Raw genomic sequence first — 17,403 nt, forward strand, 5'->3', positions numbered from 1 at the left:
GCGGATCACTCCACCGGCGCGGATGGCTCCGCCGGCGCCGCCGCTTCCGGGCTGACGCGTTCGATCGTGTGGCGCAGTTCGCGGCCCAGGATCACCTTGGCGTCCTTGGCCCAGGCATCCAGGCGTTCGTCGAACACCAGCTTGCTGTTCTCGTCCGGCCACACCAGCTTGATCTCGCGCAGCTTGCGGATGAAGCCGCGGAACAGCGTCTTGTCGAAGAATTCCGGCGCGGCCGGCGCGTACAGCAGGCTCAGTCGCTGCGCGGCCTGCTGGCACAGGCTTTCCAGTTCGGCCGCGCCGAGCTTGCCGGGGCCGTTCTTCACCAGCACCGAGATCGCGATGTAGTAGCGCTCGAACGCCTGCTGCAGCGAATGGCCGATCGCGCGCAGGCGGAACACCTCGTCGGTCTGGCCGGCGCTGCGCGCCAGGATGCCGCCGTCTTCCTCGTTGACCTGCTGCAGCAGGCCCTCGCGGATGAACACGTCGACGGTGCGATCCATGCGCTCGACGAACTCGTCCTCGCTCCACGGCAGGAACAGCTCTTCCTGCAGGAACGGGTACAGGCCGCGGCCCAAGCGCAGCACGCCCGCGCGGCTCATGCGCCGGTTGTTCTGGAAGCAGCACGCGATCCACGACGAGGCGGTGAACAGGTGCAGCACGTTGTTGCGGTAGTAGCTCATCAGCACCGCGGTGTCGTCGCTGTCGAAGCTGATGACGTCGCCCAGCGGATGCTTGATGCGCCGGAGCACGCCGATCTCCTCGCCGTGGGCGATGATCCGCTCCGGCGAATGCGGGGTGACCGTCACCCGATCCGAGTACGGCAGATCCGCCAGCATCGACTTGGACAGTTCGATCTGGGCGATCAGATCCACTTCGCCCATCGCGTGCTTCGGCGTGGACAGCAGCGCCAGCGCCAGCAGATTGATCGGGTTCACGTCGGCGGCGCGGTTGATGTTGACGTGGATGCGCTGGGCCAGGGTGTCGATGGTGTCCGACAGCCAGGCCGGCTTTTCATCCTCGGACACCGGCTTGCCGTCCCACTCCGGCGCATGTTCGGCCAGCACTTCGCCCAGCGGGATCGGCTCGCCGAAGTTGACCACCACCTGGCCGTAGTTCTGCTTGAGCACCTTGGGGATGTTCCACAGCAGCACCCAGATGGATTCCTTCTCCTTGGGCCGGCCGCTCAGTTCGTCCAGGTAGCTGTTGCCTTCCAGCAGCTTCTCGTAGCCGATGTAGACCGGCTGGAACAGCACCGGCTTGCGCGGCTGGCGCAGGAACGCGCGCACGGTCATCGAGATCATGCCGCCCTTGGGCGGCAGCAGCCGGCCGGTGCGCGAGCGCCCGCCTTCGATGAAGTACTCCAGCGAATAGCCGCCGGACACCAGCTGCGCCACGTATTCGGTGAACACCGCCGAGTACAGCGGGTTGCCGCGGAAACTGCGGCGCATGAAGAACGCGCCACCCTTGCGCAGGATGGTGCCGACCACCGGCAGGTTGAGGTTGATGCCGGCGGCGATGTGCGGCGGCACGATGCCGCGTTCGTACAGCAGGTACGACAGCAGCAGGTAGTCCATGTGGCTGCGGTGGCAGGGCACGTAGACCACTTCGTGGCCCGGCGCGGCCTCCTTGAACTTGTCCAGGTGATGGACCAGCACGCCGTCGTAGATCTGGTTCCACACGTGCGAGAGCAGGAAGCTGGCCGAGCGCACCACCGGATTGGAATAGTCGGCGGCGATTTCCCAGGCGTAGGCATGCGCCTTCTTCCAGGCGTCCTCGGGCTTGCTCTTGTCGCGCCTGGCCTGTTCGGCGATCGCTTCGCGCACCGGCTCGGACGCCAGCACCTGGTCCACCAGCAGGCGGCGGGTGGACAGATCCGGGCCGATGATGGCTTCGCGGATGCGGTGGAAGTGGGTGCGCAGCACGCGCGAGAGCTTGCGCACCGTGCGTTCCGGATCCAGCCCCTCGGCCACGGTGTCGCGCAGCGACACCGGCGGGGCGAAACGGACGATGGTGCCCCGGCCATTCAGCAGGATCGCCAGCAGCCGGCGGAAGCGGCCGACGATGGCCCAGTTTTCCGAGAACAGCACCGAGAACCAGCCGCTCTGCTTGTCCGGGGCCCGGCCGACGAAGATCGACACCGGCACCAGCTGGACGTCGAGTTCGGGATTGGCGCGGTGCGCCTCCAGCAGCTTGGCCAGCGATCCGGAATGGGTCTTGGCGCTGATCTGGTCGGGAATCAGGGTGCTGGCGTTGCGCCGGGACAGCGCCACGTAGGCGCGCTTGCGGCCGAGCGGGTCGCCGCCCACCGGCAGCGGTTCCAGCGGCGAGGGCAGGCCGGCGTCACGGCAGGCGCGGTCCAGGATCAGCGCGTTGGACAGGCCGTAGTCCTCCAGCACGTAGCAGACCGGGCGTCCGTCCACGACTTCCCGCGGTGCCTCCGGTTCGATGCGCAGGGCCAGCCAAGGGTCGGCCAGGCGGCCCAGCAGGCGCGCCCACAAGGGCCGCCGCGAGGCGCGCACGGGCGGCGCCGGCACCGGCGGACGGCCAGGGGGAGCGGATTCGGACGCCGGCTCGCGCGGCGCCTCCGGTTTCTTGTCCGGCGGCGTCGGGGTGGGGGCTTCCGGGAACGGCAGGGGGTTCTGTTCTGGCATCGGCGGCATTATGGCGCACGGGCCTGTCAGGCTGGAAAGCGCTCCCGCCGGGGCCGGGCAGCGGCCACCAGGCGCGAGCTTGCGCGCGTGGTCCGGCATGTCCGGGGGGCCGGCACCGGGCGGAGCGGTCTGGCAGGGAACGGCGCGGTTATCGGCGGGCGGTGATCGACGGTGCGGCGTTGGCGGGTTCGGGCTCGACAGGCGGTTCCGCCGGAGGCGCCGGGGGCCGGGCCCGTTCGGCCGCGCGCAGGTAGTCGCTCAGGTACCAGCGGCCGTCCCGCCGCTCCAGGCTGACCTGGCTGTCGATCTCGCGATTGCCCAGCGGGTAGTGGATGCGCACGGTGGCGCGATCGCCGGTCTGTTCGACCAGGCCGGTGCGCAGGTCGGCCAAGGTGGTCTCCAGCGGCAGTCCGTAGCGGGCGAAACTCGCCTTGGTTTCGGCGAACACCGGCGCCAGCCGGCGCAGGCTGCCGTCCATCCCGGCCTCGCGCAGATCTTCCTCGCTGGCCAGCCCGGCCTTGCGCGCGGCGGCGGCCATCCGGTTGATGGTATTGCGCGCCAGCGCCGGGTCCGCCAGTGGTGCGTCCTGCGCCCATTGGCTGAGGGTCTGGACCACCTGGGTGTAATGGACCCGCTGGGTGGGCGTGTAGTCGCCTTCCTTCTTCAGGTACTGCACGCCGAACAGGCCCAGCGAGCGGGCGGCATCGCGCAGATCCTTGTCCTGGCGGGCGAACTGGCGGTTGAAATCGCGCATCAGCGCCTGTTCCGAACCCGGTTTGGACAGTGCCGCCAGCATCGGCACCAGTTGCCGGCTCAATGGCAGCTCGGTCAGCGGCCAGCGGCTGCGGTCCTCGCGCCAGGCGGTTTCCAGCACCCCATAGTCCGCCGGCGGCACCGCGGCACGGGCGAAGCCGGCCAGATCGTCGCGGCGCAGATGGTTCACCAACTCCCGCACGGCGGCGGCGGGCTCGCTGGTGGCACCGGCGAGTTCTTCCGGCTCGCGCTTGCAGGCGCCCAGCAGCGTTGCCGCCAGCAGCAAGGCTGCCAGCACGGGCAAGGCACGGCGCGAGGTCGGAACGATAGGCATCGGCAGGACTTCCCCAAGTCGGGCCGCATCTTGGCCGGTCCGTGGCGATCGGAGCAAGGGACGTCGGTCCTGTTTTCCGCGGCAGGAGCAAATCCCCCCGTCGCCTTCGGCGCCCGCCCCCTTTTGCGCTTTCAACAGCCGCATGGCTGGTCAAGGGGGCTATCGATACGGTGGTCTTCCGCATGAGCCCGTTTTTGCCTCCCCCTTTGAAAAAGGGGGATTGAGGGGGATTGAGGGGGATTTGCTTCTGGCGCAATAAAAAAGGAGGCGGCGATCCCGGAAGGGAACCGCCTGCCTCCTGAAGCCGGCCGAAGCCGGAGGACTATGTGTTGTGGCACATGTCCGGCCGAAGCCGGATGGCGCACAGACTAGCGCTGGCCCACATTTAAAGCAATACCTGAATAAATATCAGACAACTATTTGATTTTATTGATTGAATCTGCAATCTCGACCTGAATCGCCTCGGCCGCCGCACGCGGATCCGCGGCCTGCCGGATCGGACGGCCGACCACGATCGCGTCCGCGCCCCGGCGGAACGCCTCGGCCACGCCCACCGTGCGCTTTTGGTCATCGCCCACCGGCCCCCCCGGACGGATGCCCGGGCAGACGATGTCGAAACCCGGACCGGTGGCGGCGCGGATGACGCCGGCCTCCTGGCCCGAGGCGATCACGCCATCGATGCCCGCGGCCTGTGCGGCCAACGCACGTTGGACGACGATGTCCGCAGGTTCGCCGTCGATACCCATGGATTTGAGATCATGGCCATCCATCGAGGTCAGCACGGTGACCGCCAGCAGGCGCAGGTCGCCACTGCGGGCGGCCGCGGCGGCCTCCATCATCCCGGCGTGCCAGCCGTGGAGGGTGCAATAGTTCACTGGCCAGCGGGACAGGCCCTTGATGACGCCGGCGATGGTGGCCGGAATGTCGAAGAACTTCAGGTCCACGAAGATCTTCTTCTCGCGCCGGGCCAGTTCGTCCAGGACCCGGAAGTAGTCGCCCGAAGCCAGCAGTTCCATGCCGATCTTGTAGAACCGGACGGCGTCGCCCAGCCGATCCACCCAGGCCAGCGCTTCGGCGCCGGAGGGTTCGTCGAGCGCGACGATCAGCCGCTCGCGGGTGTCCAACTGCAGCGGACGCGCGCTCATCGGGCCACGTCCAGCGCGGCGCGCTTGGCCTGGCTGCGGGCCACGGCCGGCTGCGCCCAGTCATTGTTGAACAGCGCCGGCTCCCAGGAACCGTAGGTCGGGTTGGGCAGCATCCACCAGCGCTCGCCGAACCAGTCCTCGTACTCGTCGTAGAGCTTCTGTCGGCCCTCGGGCGTGTTGACCTCGACCTGCACGAAGTCGCCGATCTGATCGCCGAACTGCATCAGCACCCGGTACTTCTGCCCGGCCAGGCGACGACGGCAGTTCTTTTCCGAGCCGTTCTGCTCGCAGCCTTCCACCACCGTGCCCAGGCCCAGGAACACGCTGTCGTCGGCGACCGGCAGGCCGACCGCGCGCAGGTTGGCCAGGGTGGCTTCCTTCAGGTGCACCGCGCGGTTGGAGATGTACAGCACGGTCACCCCCTTGGCGTTGGCCGCCTTGGCGAAATCGACCACGCCCGGCACCGGCCTGGCCTTCTTCTCGGCCACCCACTGGTCCCAGCTGACCTCGTCGTATTCCTTGCCGTCGCGGATCAGGCGCGCCTGGTAGGGCGAGTTGTCCAGCACGGTCTCGTCCACGTCCATCACCACCGCCGGCTTCAGGCCAGTGGCCGCGTTGCCGCGTTCGTCCGGCACCAGTGCGTCCCAGTGCTTTTCCTTCAGCGCCGCGTCCAGGTGATCGGCCGCGGCGCGGTAGCTCTGTTCGGACAGCGCCTTGTACTCCACCGAGGTCTGCACCCAGGCCACCGCGTTGAGGTTGTCGTGGAAGCCTTGGGCAGGCGTGGTGGTGGCCTTCGGCGCTTCCGCGGGGGCGGCCGGGGCCGGCGCCTCGGTGCGCTTGCAGGCCGACAGGGACAGAAGGGAGGCCAGTATGCTGGCCGTCAGCAGGGCAGGACGCATCGCGGTTCCATCGAACAGAAGTGGCGCGATTTTAGCCGAGCCCGGTTTCAGCCGCTTTTCGGCCGCATCCGCGACGCGGGATTGCCGCGTCGGGACGGTATCCTGAGCGGCATGAGCACCGAATCCGATTTCTCTTCCGAACCCATCGCCCCGGCCCCGATTCTCGACGCCACCGAAGCCCGCCTGCTGGGCTGCCTGATCGAGAAGGAAGCCACCACCCCCGACGTCTACCCGCTGACCGTCAACGCCGCCCAGTCCGCGGCCAACCAGAAGACCGCCCGCGATCCGGTGATGAACCTGGAACCGGGCGAAGTGAACCGCGGCCTGCGCGCGCTGGAACAGAAGGGACTGGCGCGACAGGTGTTCTCCTCGCGCGCGGAACGTTACGAACATCGCACCGGCAACCACTTCAGCCTGCCGCAACAACAAGTCGCCCTGCTGGGCCTGCTGCTGCTGCGCGGTCCGCAGACCCTCCACGAACTGCTCGCGCGTGGCGAGCGGCTGGCGAAATTCGCCGACGCCGACGATCTGCGCCATCACCTGGACCGTCTCGCCCAGCGCCAACCCGCGCTGGTCGTGCAGATCCCGCGTGGCCCGGGCCAGCGCGAGGATCGCTATATGCACCTGTTGTCCGGCGCGGTGGACGTCGCCGCCATCGCCGCGCGCATGCCGGCCGCCCCCGCATCGAACGCGTCGGATCTCGAAGCACGGGTGCAGGCGCTGGAAGCAGACGTGGCCACCTTGCAGGAACAGATCGCGCAGTTGCTCGCGCAGCGCGAAGCTTGAATCCCCCCAATCCCCCTTTGCCAAAAGGGGGAAGCAAAGCAGCTTCATGCGAAAGGGAGCCATGGAATAGCCCCCTTGACCAGCCATGCGGCTGTTGAAAGCGAAAAAGGGGGCGGGCGCCGAAGGCGACGGGGGATTTGCGTTTCGCGCCAAGGGCAAATCCCCCTCAATCCCCCTTTTGCAAAGGGGGAAGCAAAAGCGGATTCATGCGTAGGCGGCCGTGGATAGCCCCCTTTTGAAAAAGGGGGCGGGCGCCGAAGGCGACGGGGGATTTGCGTTTCGCGCCAAGGGCAAATCCCCCTCAATCCCCCTTTTGCAAAGGGGAAAGCAAAAGCGGATTCATGCGAAAGGCAGCCGTGGATAGCCCCCTTTGAAAAAGGGGGCGGGCGCCGAAGGCGACGGGGGATTTGCTCTTGGAGAGATCCCGGCGCTTGGCGCGAAGCTGCCTTCCCGTCGGCTTCACCGATCCACGGCGGACAGATCCGGCACCCGCACGAACAGGTCCGTCACTCCCACGTCCACGCCCATCTGCGCGAACAGCGTGGTGATCTGGCCGCGATGGTGGGTCTGGTGGTTGAAGAAATGCAGCAGCGTGCCGTCCAGCGGGCGCCGGAACGCATCGCCGCGCAGGTTCAGGTAGTCCAGCGGCACCGCGAGGGTCGCCGCATCAAGCGTCTCCACCCAGGTCACGATGATGGCGTCCAGCCACTCCCGCCACGCGCGCAGCGACGACAGATCCGCGCACGGTCGCGCATCCAGCGCCCGCGGCACTTCCAGCGTGTCCATCGGAGCCAGCACTTCCGATCGCGAGGCGTGCTGGCGAAAGCGCTTCAGCCAAATCGTATCGGCCACTACCAGATGGCTCAGGGTGCCGAAGATGGAACCGAAGAACGCGCCACGATCGGCGAACACATCCGCTGCCGGCAGTTCCGAGGCCAGCGCGTACAGCCGTTCGTTCATCCAGCGGTTGTAGCCGGCCAGCAGCCGGAACGCGGCCGCCAGATCGCTCATTGCGGACGCCGGCTGGAGCGCAACAGCAGCAGGCTGCCGATGGCGGTGCCGATCAGCGAGGCGCCCAGGCCGAGCAGGGTCGCGATCGACAATTCCCGTGGCCAGGGCACCGCCGCGACCTGCTCCACCAGCAGATGCCGCAGGACCACCGCGACAGGCACCGCAATGGCCGCCCACAACCAGATGCGCAGGAAGCGCCCGGTCCCGAAAGCGCGTAGCAGCATCGCCACCACCGCCACGGCGGCAAGCCCGGGGGTATACAGCGCGGCCGGCAGGGCCGCCTGATCGGCGGGCAACTGCCAATACTTGAAGCCGACACCGATCAGCGCGATGACGAATCCGATCGGCAACCAGACGGGACTGGAACGGGTCATGGCGACACCTGCGAGGGACTGCGCGCAAGCCTAGCGAGGTGAGTGGGTGGACGTCCACCGTATGTCGGGAACAAGCCGATCATTCAGCCGATACGGCAAATCCCCTCAGGCGCATTTCGATCGCCGAATGGCAAGGGAAGAGAGAAGCAGATCCCGGGCGGCAGGCGTTGCCGTCAGCCCCCTTTGCAAAAGGGGCGGAACTCAGCTGTCAAACAACGCCTGGATCGCCGCCAGCCCCGCGCTGGCGCGTTCCTTCTTGCGCTCCGCGTCGGCGACCGGATCGGCGCCGTCGCGTTGCAGTTCCTCGGCGGGCAGTTCGTCCAGGAAGCGGCTGGGCATCAGCCGGATGCGTTCGCCGAAGCGGCGGGTCTCGCGGCTGTGGCTCAGCCACAGCGCCTGCTTGGCGCGGGTGATGCCCACGTACATCAGGCGGCGTTCCTCGGCCAGATTGCCTTCCTCCACGCTGATCTCGTGCGGCAGGACGCCGTCCTCGCAGCCGACGATGAAGACGTAACGGAACTCCAGGCCCTTGGCTGCGTGCAGGCTCATCAGCCGCACCTGGTTGCCGCCGTCGTCCTTGTCGTTGCGCGACAGCAGCGCCAGCTGCGCGGCCAGATCGCCGACGTTGCCGCCACGCGGGCCGCCGTCGAACCAGTCCGCCAGTTCGTCCAGGTTGGCGCGCCGGCGTTCGAAGCCGGCTTGATCCTTGCTCTGCGCGCGCAGGTCGGCCAGCAGGCCGGAGCGCTCGACCAGGCGCAGCAGCAGTTCCTTGGCCGACAACGTTTTGGTGTGATCGCGCAGATCCCGGATCACGTCGTTGAACGCGCTCAGGCCGTTGGCCGCGCGCGCCGGCAGCGCCTTCAGCACGGTCATCGACTCGGCCGCGCGCGACATCGGCATGCCCGCGTGCTGCGCCATTTCCGCCAGCTTGGCCAGCGAGGTGGTGCCGACTTCGCGCTTGGGCGACTGCACCGCGCGCAGGAACGCGGTGTCATCGTCCGGATTGGCGACCAGCCGCAGCCACGACAGCGCGTCCTTCACTTCCTGGCGTTCCAGGAAGGCGGTGCCGCCGGTCAGATGGTAGGGCACGCGCAGCAGTTGCAGCGCCTTCTCCAGCACCCGCGACTGGTGGTTGCCGCGGAACAGGATGCAGAAATCGCTCCACGGCGCCTCGCGGGCCGTGTGCAGGAAGGCAATCTCGGCGGCGACCTTCTCGGCTTCGTGCTCGCTGTCGCGGCATTCCCACACCCGGATGCGATCGCCGTCCGGCTGATCGCTCCACAGCTTCTTCAGGTGTTCGTGCGGATTGTTGGCGATCAGCGTATTGGCGGCACGCAGCACCCGGTTGGAGCAGCGGTAGTTCTGCTCCAGCTTGATGATCTCCAGCTTGGGATAGTCCTTGGCCATCTCCAGCAGGTTGTCCGGATTGGCGCCGCGCCAGGCGTAGATGCTCTGGTCGTCGTCGCCCACGCAGGTGAAATCGCCGCGCGGGCCGGCCAGCTGCTTCAGCAGGCGGTACTGGGCGTCGTTGGTGTCCTGGCACTCGTCCACCAGCAGGTAGCCGATGCGCTCGCGCCAGGCCTTGGCGATGTCCTCGTTGCCTTCCAGGATCTGCACCGGCAGGCGGATCAGATCGTCGAAGTCCACCGCGTTGAACGTCGACAGGCGCGCCTGGTAGCGCGCATACAGGCTGGCGGCCTCCTGCTCGCGCGCGCTGCGCGCGGCCGCCATCGCCTCCTCGGGCGAGAGGCCGGCGTTCTTGGCGCGCGAGATCAGGTTTTTCGCCGCGTCGATGGCATCGGGTTTGGCGCCGGTCATCAGATCCTTGATCTGCGCGGCCGCGTCGTCGGCGTCGAAGATGGAAAAGCCGCGCTTCAGCCCCGCCGCCGCGTGCTCGATCTGCAGGAACTTCAAGCCCAGCGCGTGGAAGGTGCACACGGTCAGGCCGTCGGTCACGTCGCTCTTGAGCCGCTTGCCCAGGCGCTCGCGCATTTCCTTGGCGGACTTGTTGGTGAACGTGATCGCGGCGATGCGCTTGGCCGGCATCCGCCCCGAGGTGATCAGGTGCGCGATCTTCTCGATGATCACGCGTGTCTTGCCGCTGCCGGCGCCGGCGAGCACCAGCAGCGGTCCGTGCACGTGCTGGACCGCGGCGCGTTGGGGAGGGTTGAGGCCTTGCATGGGGGCGCTATTGTAGGGCCAAGCCCGCCCCGCATCGGCGCCCGGGACGGCTTGAAACAGAAAATTTTCACATTGACATCCGGCCCCGCATCGGCGGGGTGGCGTCGGCATGCGCCATGCCCGCGCCGCTGCGACACACCCGACCGGCATCCCGGTTCGCGTGGCTTTCGGACGATTCCGATGGGGCGCCGCCGGCGCCCGTGGTCTCCTTCCAATTGTCATGTGACGCACTCCTGTTCGTAGCCGGGGATCGCGCCGTGACGACACGAATCGATACCAACGGAGTCAGCAGATGTACCCGCCCATACGGCACGGCGCGCGCAAGCGCGTGGGAGGCTTCAGCCTCGTCGAACTGATGGCGACCACCGCGTTGCTCGCCATCCTGAGCGCGATGGCGATGCCGTCGCTTGAAAACCTGATCAACGGCAACCGCCTGGCGAACGCCAGCAACGAAATGCTCGCCTTTCTCAATGCGGCGCGCCTGGAAGCCGTCGCCCGCAACACGCGCGTGGATTTTTGTCGCAGCGTGGATGGCGAGAACTGCGCGGACGACGCGCCGGCCGCAGGAAGCTGGATGGCTTATCGGCGGCTTGACGGCGGGAACGGCGTGGTTGCTACCACCCGAATGGATGCCCGGATTGCCTTTCAGCTCAACCAGGCGGCCACGGCCTGGACGGGATACGACGCCGACGGCCGGATGCGCGCGGGCGGGGAATCCGCATCCGCGGGCCGCATGCGCCTGTGCATTCCCACGACCCGCCCACGCGACAACATCCGCGATATGACGATCCGTGCCAGCGGCCGGGTCGAAGTGATCGCATCCAGCGGCAACGGAAAGTGCCCGCGACCGGCGGGCTGATCGCGACGCGGTCGGAGTCCGGAGGTACCGAACCCCTGCCGAGCGCAGATCTGTCGCGTGACCGCTTCCACGATTGGGTTCCTTTCGGAATCCTCCGATGGCCGCTGAACCATATTCGCGTTTCCATCTTCGGTCCGCGGCCCGGAGCCGCGCAGGGCGCGCGCTGCCGGGAGCCGGAGTCTCTGGCTCCACGGACGATCACACGGTGGAGACAGAGATGAAGGCGGAGGGGAACGGAAATGGCGCGGTGCGGCCGGATACGGCACGCACCGCCGCGGGGTTCACCCTGATCGAACTGATGGTGACGATCGCCGTGCTGGCGATCCTGCTTGCCATCGCTGCGCCGTCCCTGGAAACCATGCTCAACCAGAACCGCCTGGCCGCGGCCAGCGACCAGGTGATCGCCACCCTGCAGAACGCCCGCATGGAGGCCGTTCGGCAGAACCGGCGGGTGATGATCTGCGATTCCAGCAACGGCGGCCAATGCCAATGCTGCCAGCGCAAATGGAACGGCCTCCTGCTCGCGCGGCCCGAGGGCGATGACGGCAGCAAGTCACTGGCGTTCACCCAGCTGAAATCATCCTCCGTGGAGTTCATCCCCGGCAACGCGTTCAACAGCCGCTATTGGAACGACAGGGTCGCCTATCGCGCGGATGGCCGGCCCGCGAGCGGAGCATCGTCGCTGTCGCAACCGCTCACGCTGCGCGTCTGCATCCCCACCACCCGGCCGGCCAACAACATCCGCGACGTGCTGCTGCATCCCAGCGGACGGATCGAGGTGACCTCCGCCAGCGGAAGCGGCAAATGCCCGGCCCCCGATACCACCCCCTCCTGATCGAACCGAGGTAAGCATGTCTGTCCAGCGACGTAACAACGCCAAGGCTCGCCCGTCCTCTTGCCGTCATGCCGCGGGCATGAGCCTGGTCGAAGTGCTGGTGGCGGTGCTGGTGCTGGGCATCGGCGTGCTGGGCGCGGCCGCCACCCAGAGCGTGGCGCTGAAGGCCAACCAGGTGTCGACGATGCGCTCCCAGGCCATCATCGAGAGTTACGGGATGCTGGACGCCATCCGCGCGGCGATGCCGCTGGAGGCTGTCCTCTCTCCTGCCGCGAGGAGCACGTTCCTGGCCGACTACCAGCTGCAGCGCACCTGCGACGCCGATCAGGTCGGCAAGGGCGCCACCCTGGCCAACAACGACATGCGCGAGTGGGTGAAAGCCCTGCGGGACGATCTCGGTGAAGGTGCCTGCGGCAGCCTGGCTTGCGAAACCAAGACCGGCGAGTGCGCCATCACCGTGGAGTGGGACGAATCCCGGTTGCCGGGCGGACAGTCCGGCAACACCCTCACCATCAAGAGTCGCCTGTGAGTACCACCGCCTCCCTGTGCCCGCGTCGAAACGACGCCCGGGCGTATCGGCCGCAACGTCCACCACGAAAGGCGATGGCAGGCCTGTCCCTGATCGAACTGATGGTGGCCGTGGTGCTGGGCCTGCTGGTGGTGCTGGCCGCCATAGGCCTGTTCACCAGCAATCGCGCGGTCTACGACAGCAGCGAGGCGCTGGCGCGGATCCAGGAAAACGCGCGCGCCGGTTTCGAACTGATGGCGCGGGACATCCGCGGCGCGGATGGCACCGCGTGCCGGGCTCCGGTTGACCCGCATACGGCCGCAGCCGCGTCCGCCCCGGAGAAACTCCCGCTCGTCCGCTGGCTGGGCGGCAATGTGGCTCCCTGGGGGCAGTTGGGCGACTGGGGGGATGGCCTCGTGGGTTCGAGCGAAGCGCAGGGAGATTCCATCGAGCTGCGCGCGGCCACGGTGGGCGCCGTGCCCATCACGATGCACAAGGACAACACGCTGTACTACGCGGGCTCTCCCCGGTTCACGCCCGACGAGCCGGTGGTGGCCTGTGACGGCAATACCGGCTATCTGCTGAGGGCCGCCATCGCGGGGCAGGGCAGCCAAATCTCCTACATGGCGGCCACATGCCAGATAGATCCCGGATCAGAAGGCGGGATTTCTGTCCGTGCGAGCAGCCGGGCAGGCGCGGGCGGGCAAATCGGAGGCGGGACGAACTGCGACGATGACGGCAACCCTGCCGGACTCCTCATCGATCCCGTCCACCGCCCGGCATTCCTGGCCCCGGTCGCCGCGGTCCGCTGGCAGGTGGAGACGAACCCGCGCGGCGGTAAGTCGCTGTATCGCGTGACCCGCGGGCCTTCGCGGACCGATGAGAAGGCGGAAGTCATCGATGGCGTGCGCACGCTGAAACTCCACTACCTGCTGCCCGGCAAGACCGAGTACGTCGCCGCCAGCCAGGTCGGCGCGGACTGGAAGCAGGTGCGCGCGGTGCGCATCGCGCTGGAGCTGGAGGCCTCGCCGGGCGGAGGGTCCGGCAACGAAATAGGCCGCCGCATCGTGCATGTCGTCAGCCTGCGGAACCGCAATCCATGAGCGCTCCCCGCAACCCCAGGCCCGCCCGCCCGGCGCGTGCCGTCCAACGGGGCAACACCCTGTTGACGGTGCTGGTGCTGCTGCTGGTGATGACCCTGCTGGCGTTGGCCAGCCTGCGCATCGGCAGCCTGGAGGAGCGCATGACCGCCAACCTGTTCGATCGCAGCCTGGCTTTCCAGGCCACCGAAGCCGCATTGCGGGAAGGCGAGGCATTGGCGCTGTCACTGTCATCGCCTCCAGCCGCTGGCGACAAATGCATAAAGGGCGTTTGTGGACGACCGCCGTATACGTTGAACCCGGACAACGGGTTCGATGCCCTGTTCAAGGCCAATGCGCGCGCCGCTGCCCCGCTCGCGGACAACGCGCTGGCCGTGCCGAAGGCCGATGACGTGCGTTTTCTGGTCGTGCACCAGGGCGTTGCCGAAGTCACGCATGGGTGCTCAAGCATTCTCGGCGCCAACGGATGGCCCAGAGACCCTCTGTGCCTGGCCGATGTCTACCACGTCGAAGCGCGCTATCAGGCCGAAGGCCGCGCCTCGGTGGCCCTGCACTCGAGGGTGCTGGTACCCGCATCCGCTTCCACATCTCTCTAGTCGACCGCCATGAAACCCAGTTCCAGTCGCGCCCGTCCGCTACCCGTTTCGCGCTTGTCCGCGGGCCTCGCCGGATTCCTCATCACCCTTGCGATGGGACCGGTTTCGGCTGGCGTGGACGACTTCCCGATTCCCCCGGTACCGCTGACATCGGGAGTAGCGGTACCGCCCAATCTTCTGTTGCTGCTGGATGATTCCCTGTCGATGCGTGAGGGGTACATGCAGAACCCTGATCTGGAATCACTCGCTACGCTCCCGGACGCATACCGTAGACAGGTCATCATGGCCTGGAATTCGGTACCGTATGGCGGGAAGTTGGCAACACTCGCGCTCAATGTGCTCGCCTACGATCCCCAAAGGACCTATCGACCGTGGCGTAACCCTGACGGCAGTGAAATGCCGGAAATGGATCCTACGGCGACGTCCGGTCATTCGGATCTCCTGACGGAACCTATTTCGCTCTATTCCGTGGGGAAACACTGGTTCTACCTTGCGAATCCGGGCATCGCCAATCCCAGTGCCCTTGATCAGTACTCCCTGTACAAGCTGCTGGCTGAGGACCGGGCGCAAATTTGCTCGACCGCCGAAAAGGACGCCGCCGGTTTGTGGAAGAACCCGGGTACGTACGAATGGCCGGAAGGTGTCTGCCGGGATGTCAGCGGGTTCCAATGGCGTGCTGCCGATGGAAGCGTCATCACCCGCAGCCTCGCCGAGGAATGGCGCAACTACGCCAACTGGTACGGCTACCATCGGACACGCATGAAGGTCGCCAAGGCGGCCGTCAGTGGCGCTTTCAGCGGCCTGGACGAGAACGTGCGGCTGGGCTACGCGGTATTGAACAATCACAACACCCGCAACTTCGATATTCCGGTGCAGACGGACAAGGGGCTGTTCAGGGGGACCAACCGCGCTACGTGGTTCGAGCGGGTCTACAGCGAGCGAAGCGTCGATCTTACGCCCCTGCGTGAAGCGCTGGACCGTGCTGGCCTTTACTTCAGTCGTCGGGACAGGAACGGTCCCTGGGGGCCGGAATCACCAGACAGTCAGATTGCATGCCGGCAGAACTTCGTCATCCTCGCGACGGATGGTGAGTGGACGCCCGACAACATTGCCATCTACAACGAAGACGGTACCAGCGGGCCCGTTCATACCTCTCCAAATGGAGACACCTACCAGTACAACCCTGCGCCTCCATATCGGGACGGGTACGGCAAGACCTTGGCTGATGTGGCGATGAGGTACTGGAAGTGGGATCTGCGCGGTGATTTGCCCGACGTCGTGCCAACCACCCAGGAAAACCCGGCCTTCTGGCAACACATGGTGACTTTCACGATCTCGATCGGCATGAGGGGCAGTCTGGACCCGGTGGCCGACTGGCCCGCGCTGGTCGCCGGAACCCGGCAGTGGCCGAGCCCCGTGCAGTGGCCGAACAGCGGGATGTACAAGGTGGACGATCTGTTCCATGCCAGCGTGAATGGACATGGCGCTTACGTCAGTGCGATGGACCCCGAGGCGCTCAACAAGGGCCTGGAAGCGGTACTGAACACCATCAGCGAGCGCGTAGCATCCGCTTCCAGTCTCGCCGTGGATGGCATGACACTCGAAGCCGGCAAGCGCAGCTTCGTGGCCAGCTTCCTCCCCGGACCGTGGACCGGTGATCTCAAGGCCTACGTCATCAATTCGACCGGGGTGTCCTCCGATCTGGCCTGGAACGCGGCCGAAGGCATCCCCGCGCATGACCGCCGTCGGCTGTATACCCACGGGCTGCCCGGCCAGTCGGGAAAATGGTCGACAAAAGCATTTCCGACCAGCGATCAGAAAGCCGTATTGACTGAGGACATCGCCGCATGGATCCGCGGCGACCGCAGCCGCGAAGGCGCCGGATTACGCGCGCGCCGCGGCCTGCTGGGCGACATCGTCCACAGCTCGCCCGTGCATGTGAAGACTGCAGGTGCGGAGGCCGTGTTCGTCGGCGCAAACGATGGCATGCTGCACGTGTTCGATGCGACGAATGGCAAGGAACTGCTGGCCTACGTCCCGGGCCTGCTGGACATGAACGAGCTGAAGGAACTCAGTCGGGCCAAGGGATTCCGCCATCAGTACTTCGTGGATGGTCCGTTGACGGTGGCCCGCATGGACGGCGGCAATGGCGTGCTCGCCGCGGGTACGCTGGGGCGCGGTGGACGTGGGGTGTATGGCCTCTCGCTGGATCTGGCACGGCCGGATCAGGTGCCGTCGAGCTGGGAGTTTCCCGGTGACGGCGGCATGGGGCAGGTGCTGTCGCGGCCGCAACTGGTGCGCCTGCAAACGGGCACCGGAGCGCCGGACACCGTACTCGTGGCCAATGGCATCAACAGCCCGGATGGCAAGGCCGCGCTCTATGTCCTGGATGCGGCCACCGGCGAGTTGCGGAGGAAGATGGTCGCGGGCGATGAAACCGCCAATGGCCTGTCCACACCCACGGTGCTGGATCTGGACGGGGATGGCCGGGCGGACATCGCCTACGCGGGCGATCTGCGCGGCAACGTCTGGCAGTTCGGATTGAGGAATGGCAGCGTCCGCAGGGTATTCACCGCAGTGGATGCGAACGGGACCCGGCAATCGATCACCGGCGGCATCGGCGTGGCCCTTCATCCTACGACCCACAAACGCTGGGTGTTCTTCGGCACCGGGCGCTATCTGACCCTCGCCGACGGCGCCGATGTATCCACCCAGAGCTGGTATGGCGTGGATGTGGGCGACGGCGACTCCAGCATCACCCGCAGTCAACTGCTCGAACGGAAAATCACCGCCAGCGCCACGACCGACGGCAAACCGGTGCGCGCCTTTGAAAAGGCACGTCCCAACGACATGCGGGGCAAGCGTGGCTGGGTGGTTGATCTGCGCACCCCCGGCGCCACGCCCGATGGCGAGCGCATGATTGGCGAATCGCAACAGATCATCGGTGGCCGGACCCTGCTGGCCGCGAGCATGGCGCCGACCGGAGGTGGCTGCGGCGGCAACGGGCGCGGGTATCTGAACGCAATCGACCCCTTCACCGGCGGCGCGACCTCAATGCCCTTCTTCGATATCAATGGCGACGGCAAGATCGACGGGAAGGACAGCATTGACGGCACACCCGCGGGTTCGATCGATCTGGGTCTGGGCATGATCACCGACCCCAGTATCCTGCTGGGCAAGCTGGTCGGAGGCGGCGGCGGGGTCGATTCCCAGGCCTGTGCCAGCGGAGCCTCCGGCACCTCGGCGTGCGTGGCGATGAATGTCCTCGGCAGCATGGCGGGACGCTATGGCCGGGTGTCCTGGACGGAGCGCGTCCAGAGCGAGTGAGGGCCTGTGCCATCAGTAGGAGAGACACCCGGGCGCATTCCCCC

General features: G+C 66.9%; 14 protein-coding genes. 7 read left to right on the forward strand and 7 right to left on the reverse strand.

From position 1 onward, the window contains the following. Positions 1-5 precede the first annotated feature (5 nt). The 4 genes from plsB to AC3DE2_RS10055 form a co-directional block, all read right to left on the reverse strand. On the reverse strand, positions 6-2,660 hold the full coding sequence (gene plsB / locus AC3DE2_RS10040; protein ID WP_295382643.1) for a glycerol-3-phosphate 1-O-acyltransferase PlsB: 2,655 nt from the start codon (positions 2,658-2,660) through the stop codon (positions 6-8). Positions 2,661-2,799: 139 nt separating this feature from the next. Continuing rightward, positions 2,800-3,738: a hypothetical protein gene (locus AC3DE2_RS10045; protein ID WP_488426049.1), complete on the reverse strand. Its 939-nt coding sequence runs from the start codon at positions 3,736-3,738 to the stop codon at positions 2,800-2,802. A 416-nt stretch (positions 3,739-4,154) separates the two neighbouring features. Then, on the reverse strand, positions 4,155-4,883 hold the full coding sequence (gene pyrF / locus AC3DE2_RS10050) for an orotidine-5'-phosphate decarboxylase (RefSeq protein WP_295382645.1): 729 nt from the start codon (positions 4,881-4,883) through the stop codon (positions 4,155-4,157). After that, entirely contained in the window at positions 4,880-5,782 is a 903-nt protein-coding gene (locus AC3DE2_RS10055) for a 5'-nucleotidase, lipoprotein e(P4) family (protein ID WP_295382646.1), read from the reverse strand. The genes pyrF and AC3DE2_RS10055 overlap by 4 nt, the downstream gene beginning before the upstream one ends. A gap of 111 nt (positions 5,783-5,893) precedes the next feature. Here AC3DE2_RS10055 and AC3DE2_RS10060 point away from each other — a divergent pair, with 111 nt between their 5' ends. Then, complete coding sequence (locus AC3DE2_RS10060) at positions 5,894-6,568, forward strand: YceH family protein (protein WP_488426050.1); 675 nt, start codon at positions 5,894-5,896, stop codon at positions 6,566-6,568. 459 nt (positions 6,569-7,027) lie between these two features. Here the strand turns inward: AC3DE2_RS10060 and AC3DE2_RS10065 are convergent, their stop codons facing one another. From AC3DE2_RS10065 to AC3DE2_RS10075, 3 genes are all read right to left on the reverse strand, one after another. Further along, complete coding sequence (locus tag AC3DE2_RS10065) at positions 7,028-7,579, reverse strand: DinB family protein (RefSeq protein WP_488426051.1); 552 nt, start codon at positions 7,577-7,579, stop codon at positions 7,028-7,030. Further along, positions 7,576-7,953, reverse strand: coding sequence for a hypothetical protein (locus AC3DE2_RS10070; RefSeq protein WP_295377534.1), 378 nt, complete (start codon positions 7,951-7,953; stop codon positions 7,576-7,578). Before AC3DE2_RS10070 ends, AC3DE2_RS10065 begins: the two co-directional genes overlap by 4 nt. A gap of 201 nt (positions 7,954-8,154) precedes the next feature. Beyond that, positions 8,155-10,134, reverse strand: a complete 1,980-nt coding sequence (locus AC3DE2_RS10075; protein WP_488426052.1) for a UvrD-helicase domain-containing protein — start codon at positions 10,132-10,134, stop codon at positions 8,155-8,157. A 292-nt stretch (positions 10,135-10,426) separates the two neighbouring features. Between AC3DE2_RS10075 and AC3DE2_RS10080 the strand changes: the two genes are divergently transcribed. The 6 genes from AC3DE2_RS10080 to AC3DE2_RS10105 all read left to right on the forward strand — a co-directional run bounded on the left by AC3DE2_RS10080 (position 10,427) and on the right by AC3DE2_RS10105 (position 17,359). Continuing rightward, a complete protein-coding gene (locus AC3DE2_RS10080; RefSeq protein ID WP_488426053.1) occupies positions 10,427-10,993 on the forward strand; it encodes a GspH/FimT family pseudopilin in 567 nt (188 codons plus the stop codon). A gap of 97 nt (positions 10,994-11,090) precedes the next feature. Next, positions 11,091-11,828 (forward strand): GspH/FimT family pseudopilin, encoded by a 738-nt coding sequence (locus AC3DE2_RS10085; protein ID WP_488426054.1) that lies wholly within the window; start codon positions 11,091-11,093, stop codon positions 11,826-11,828. Between the two features lie 16 nt (positions 11,829-11,844). Beyond that, entirely contained in the window at positions 11,845-12,357 is a 513-nt protein-coding gene (gene pilV / locus AC3DE2_RS10090; RefSeq protein ID WP_488426056.1) for a type IV pilus modification protein PilV, read from the forward strand. Positions 12,358-12,431: 74 nt separating this feature from the next. After that, positions 12,432-13,439, forward strand: coding sequence for a PilW family protein (locus AC3DE2_RS10095; RefSeq protein WP_488426057.1), 1,008 nt, complete (start codon positions 12,432-12,434; stop codon positions 13,437-13,439). Further along, positions 13,436-14,032, forward strand: a complete 597-nt coding sequence (locus AC3DE2_RS10100) for a pilus assembly PilX family protein (RefSeq protein WP_295377523.1) — start codon at positions 13,436-13,438, stop codon at positions 14,030-14,032. Before AC3DE2_RS10095 ends, AC3DE2_RS10100 begins: the two co-directional genes overlap by 4 nt. A 9-nt stretch (positions 14,033-14,041) precedes the next feature. Further along, on the forward strand, positions 14,042-17,359 hold the full coding sequence (locus AC3DE2_RS10105; RefSeq protein WP_488426059.1) for a pilus assembly protein: 3,318 nt from the start codon (positions 14,042-14,044) through the stop codon (positions 17,357-17,359). The last annotated feature ends 44 nt before the right edge of the window (positions 17,360-17,403 follow it).

The organism is Pseudoxanthomonas sp. 68-E7, from assembly GCF_057773145.1.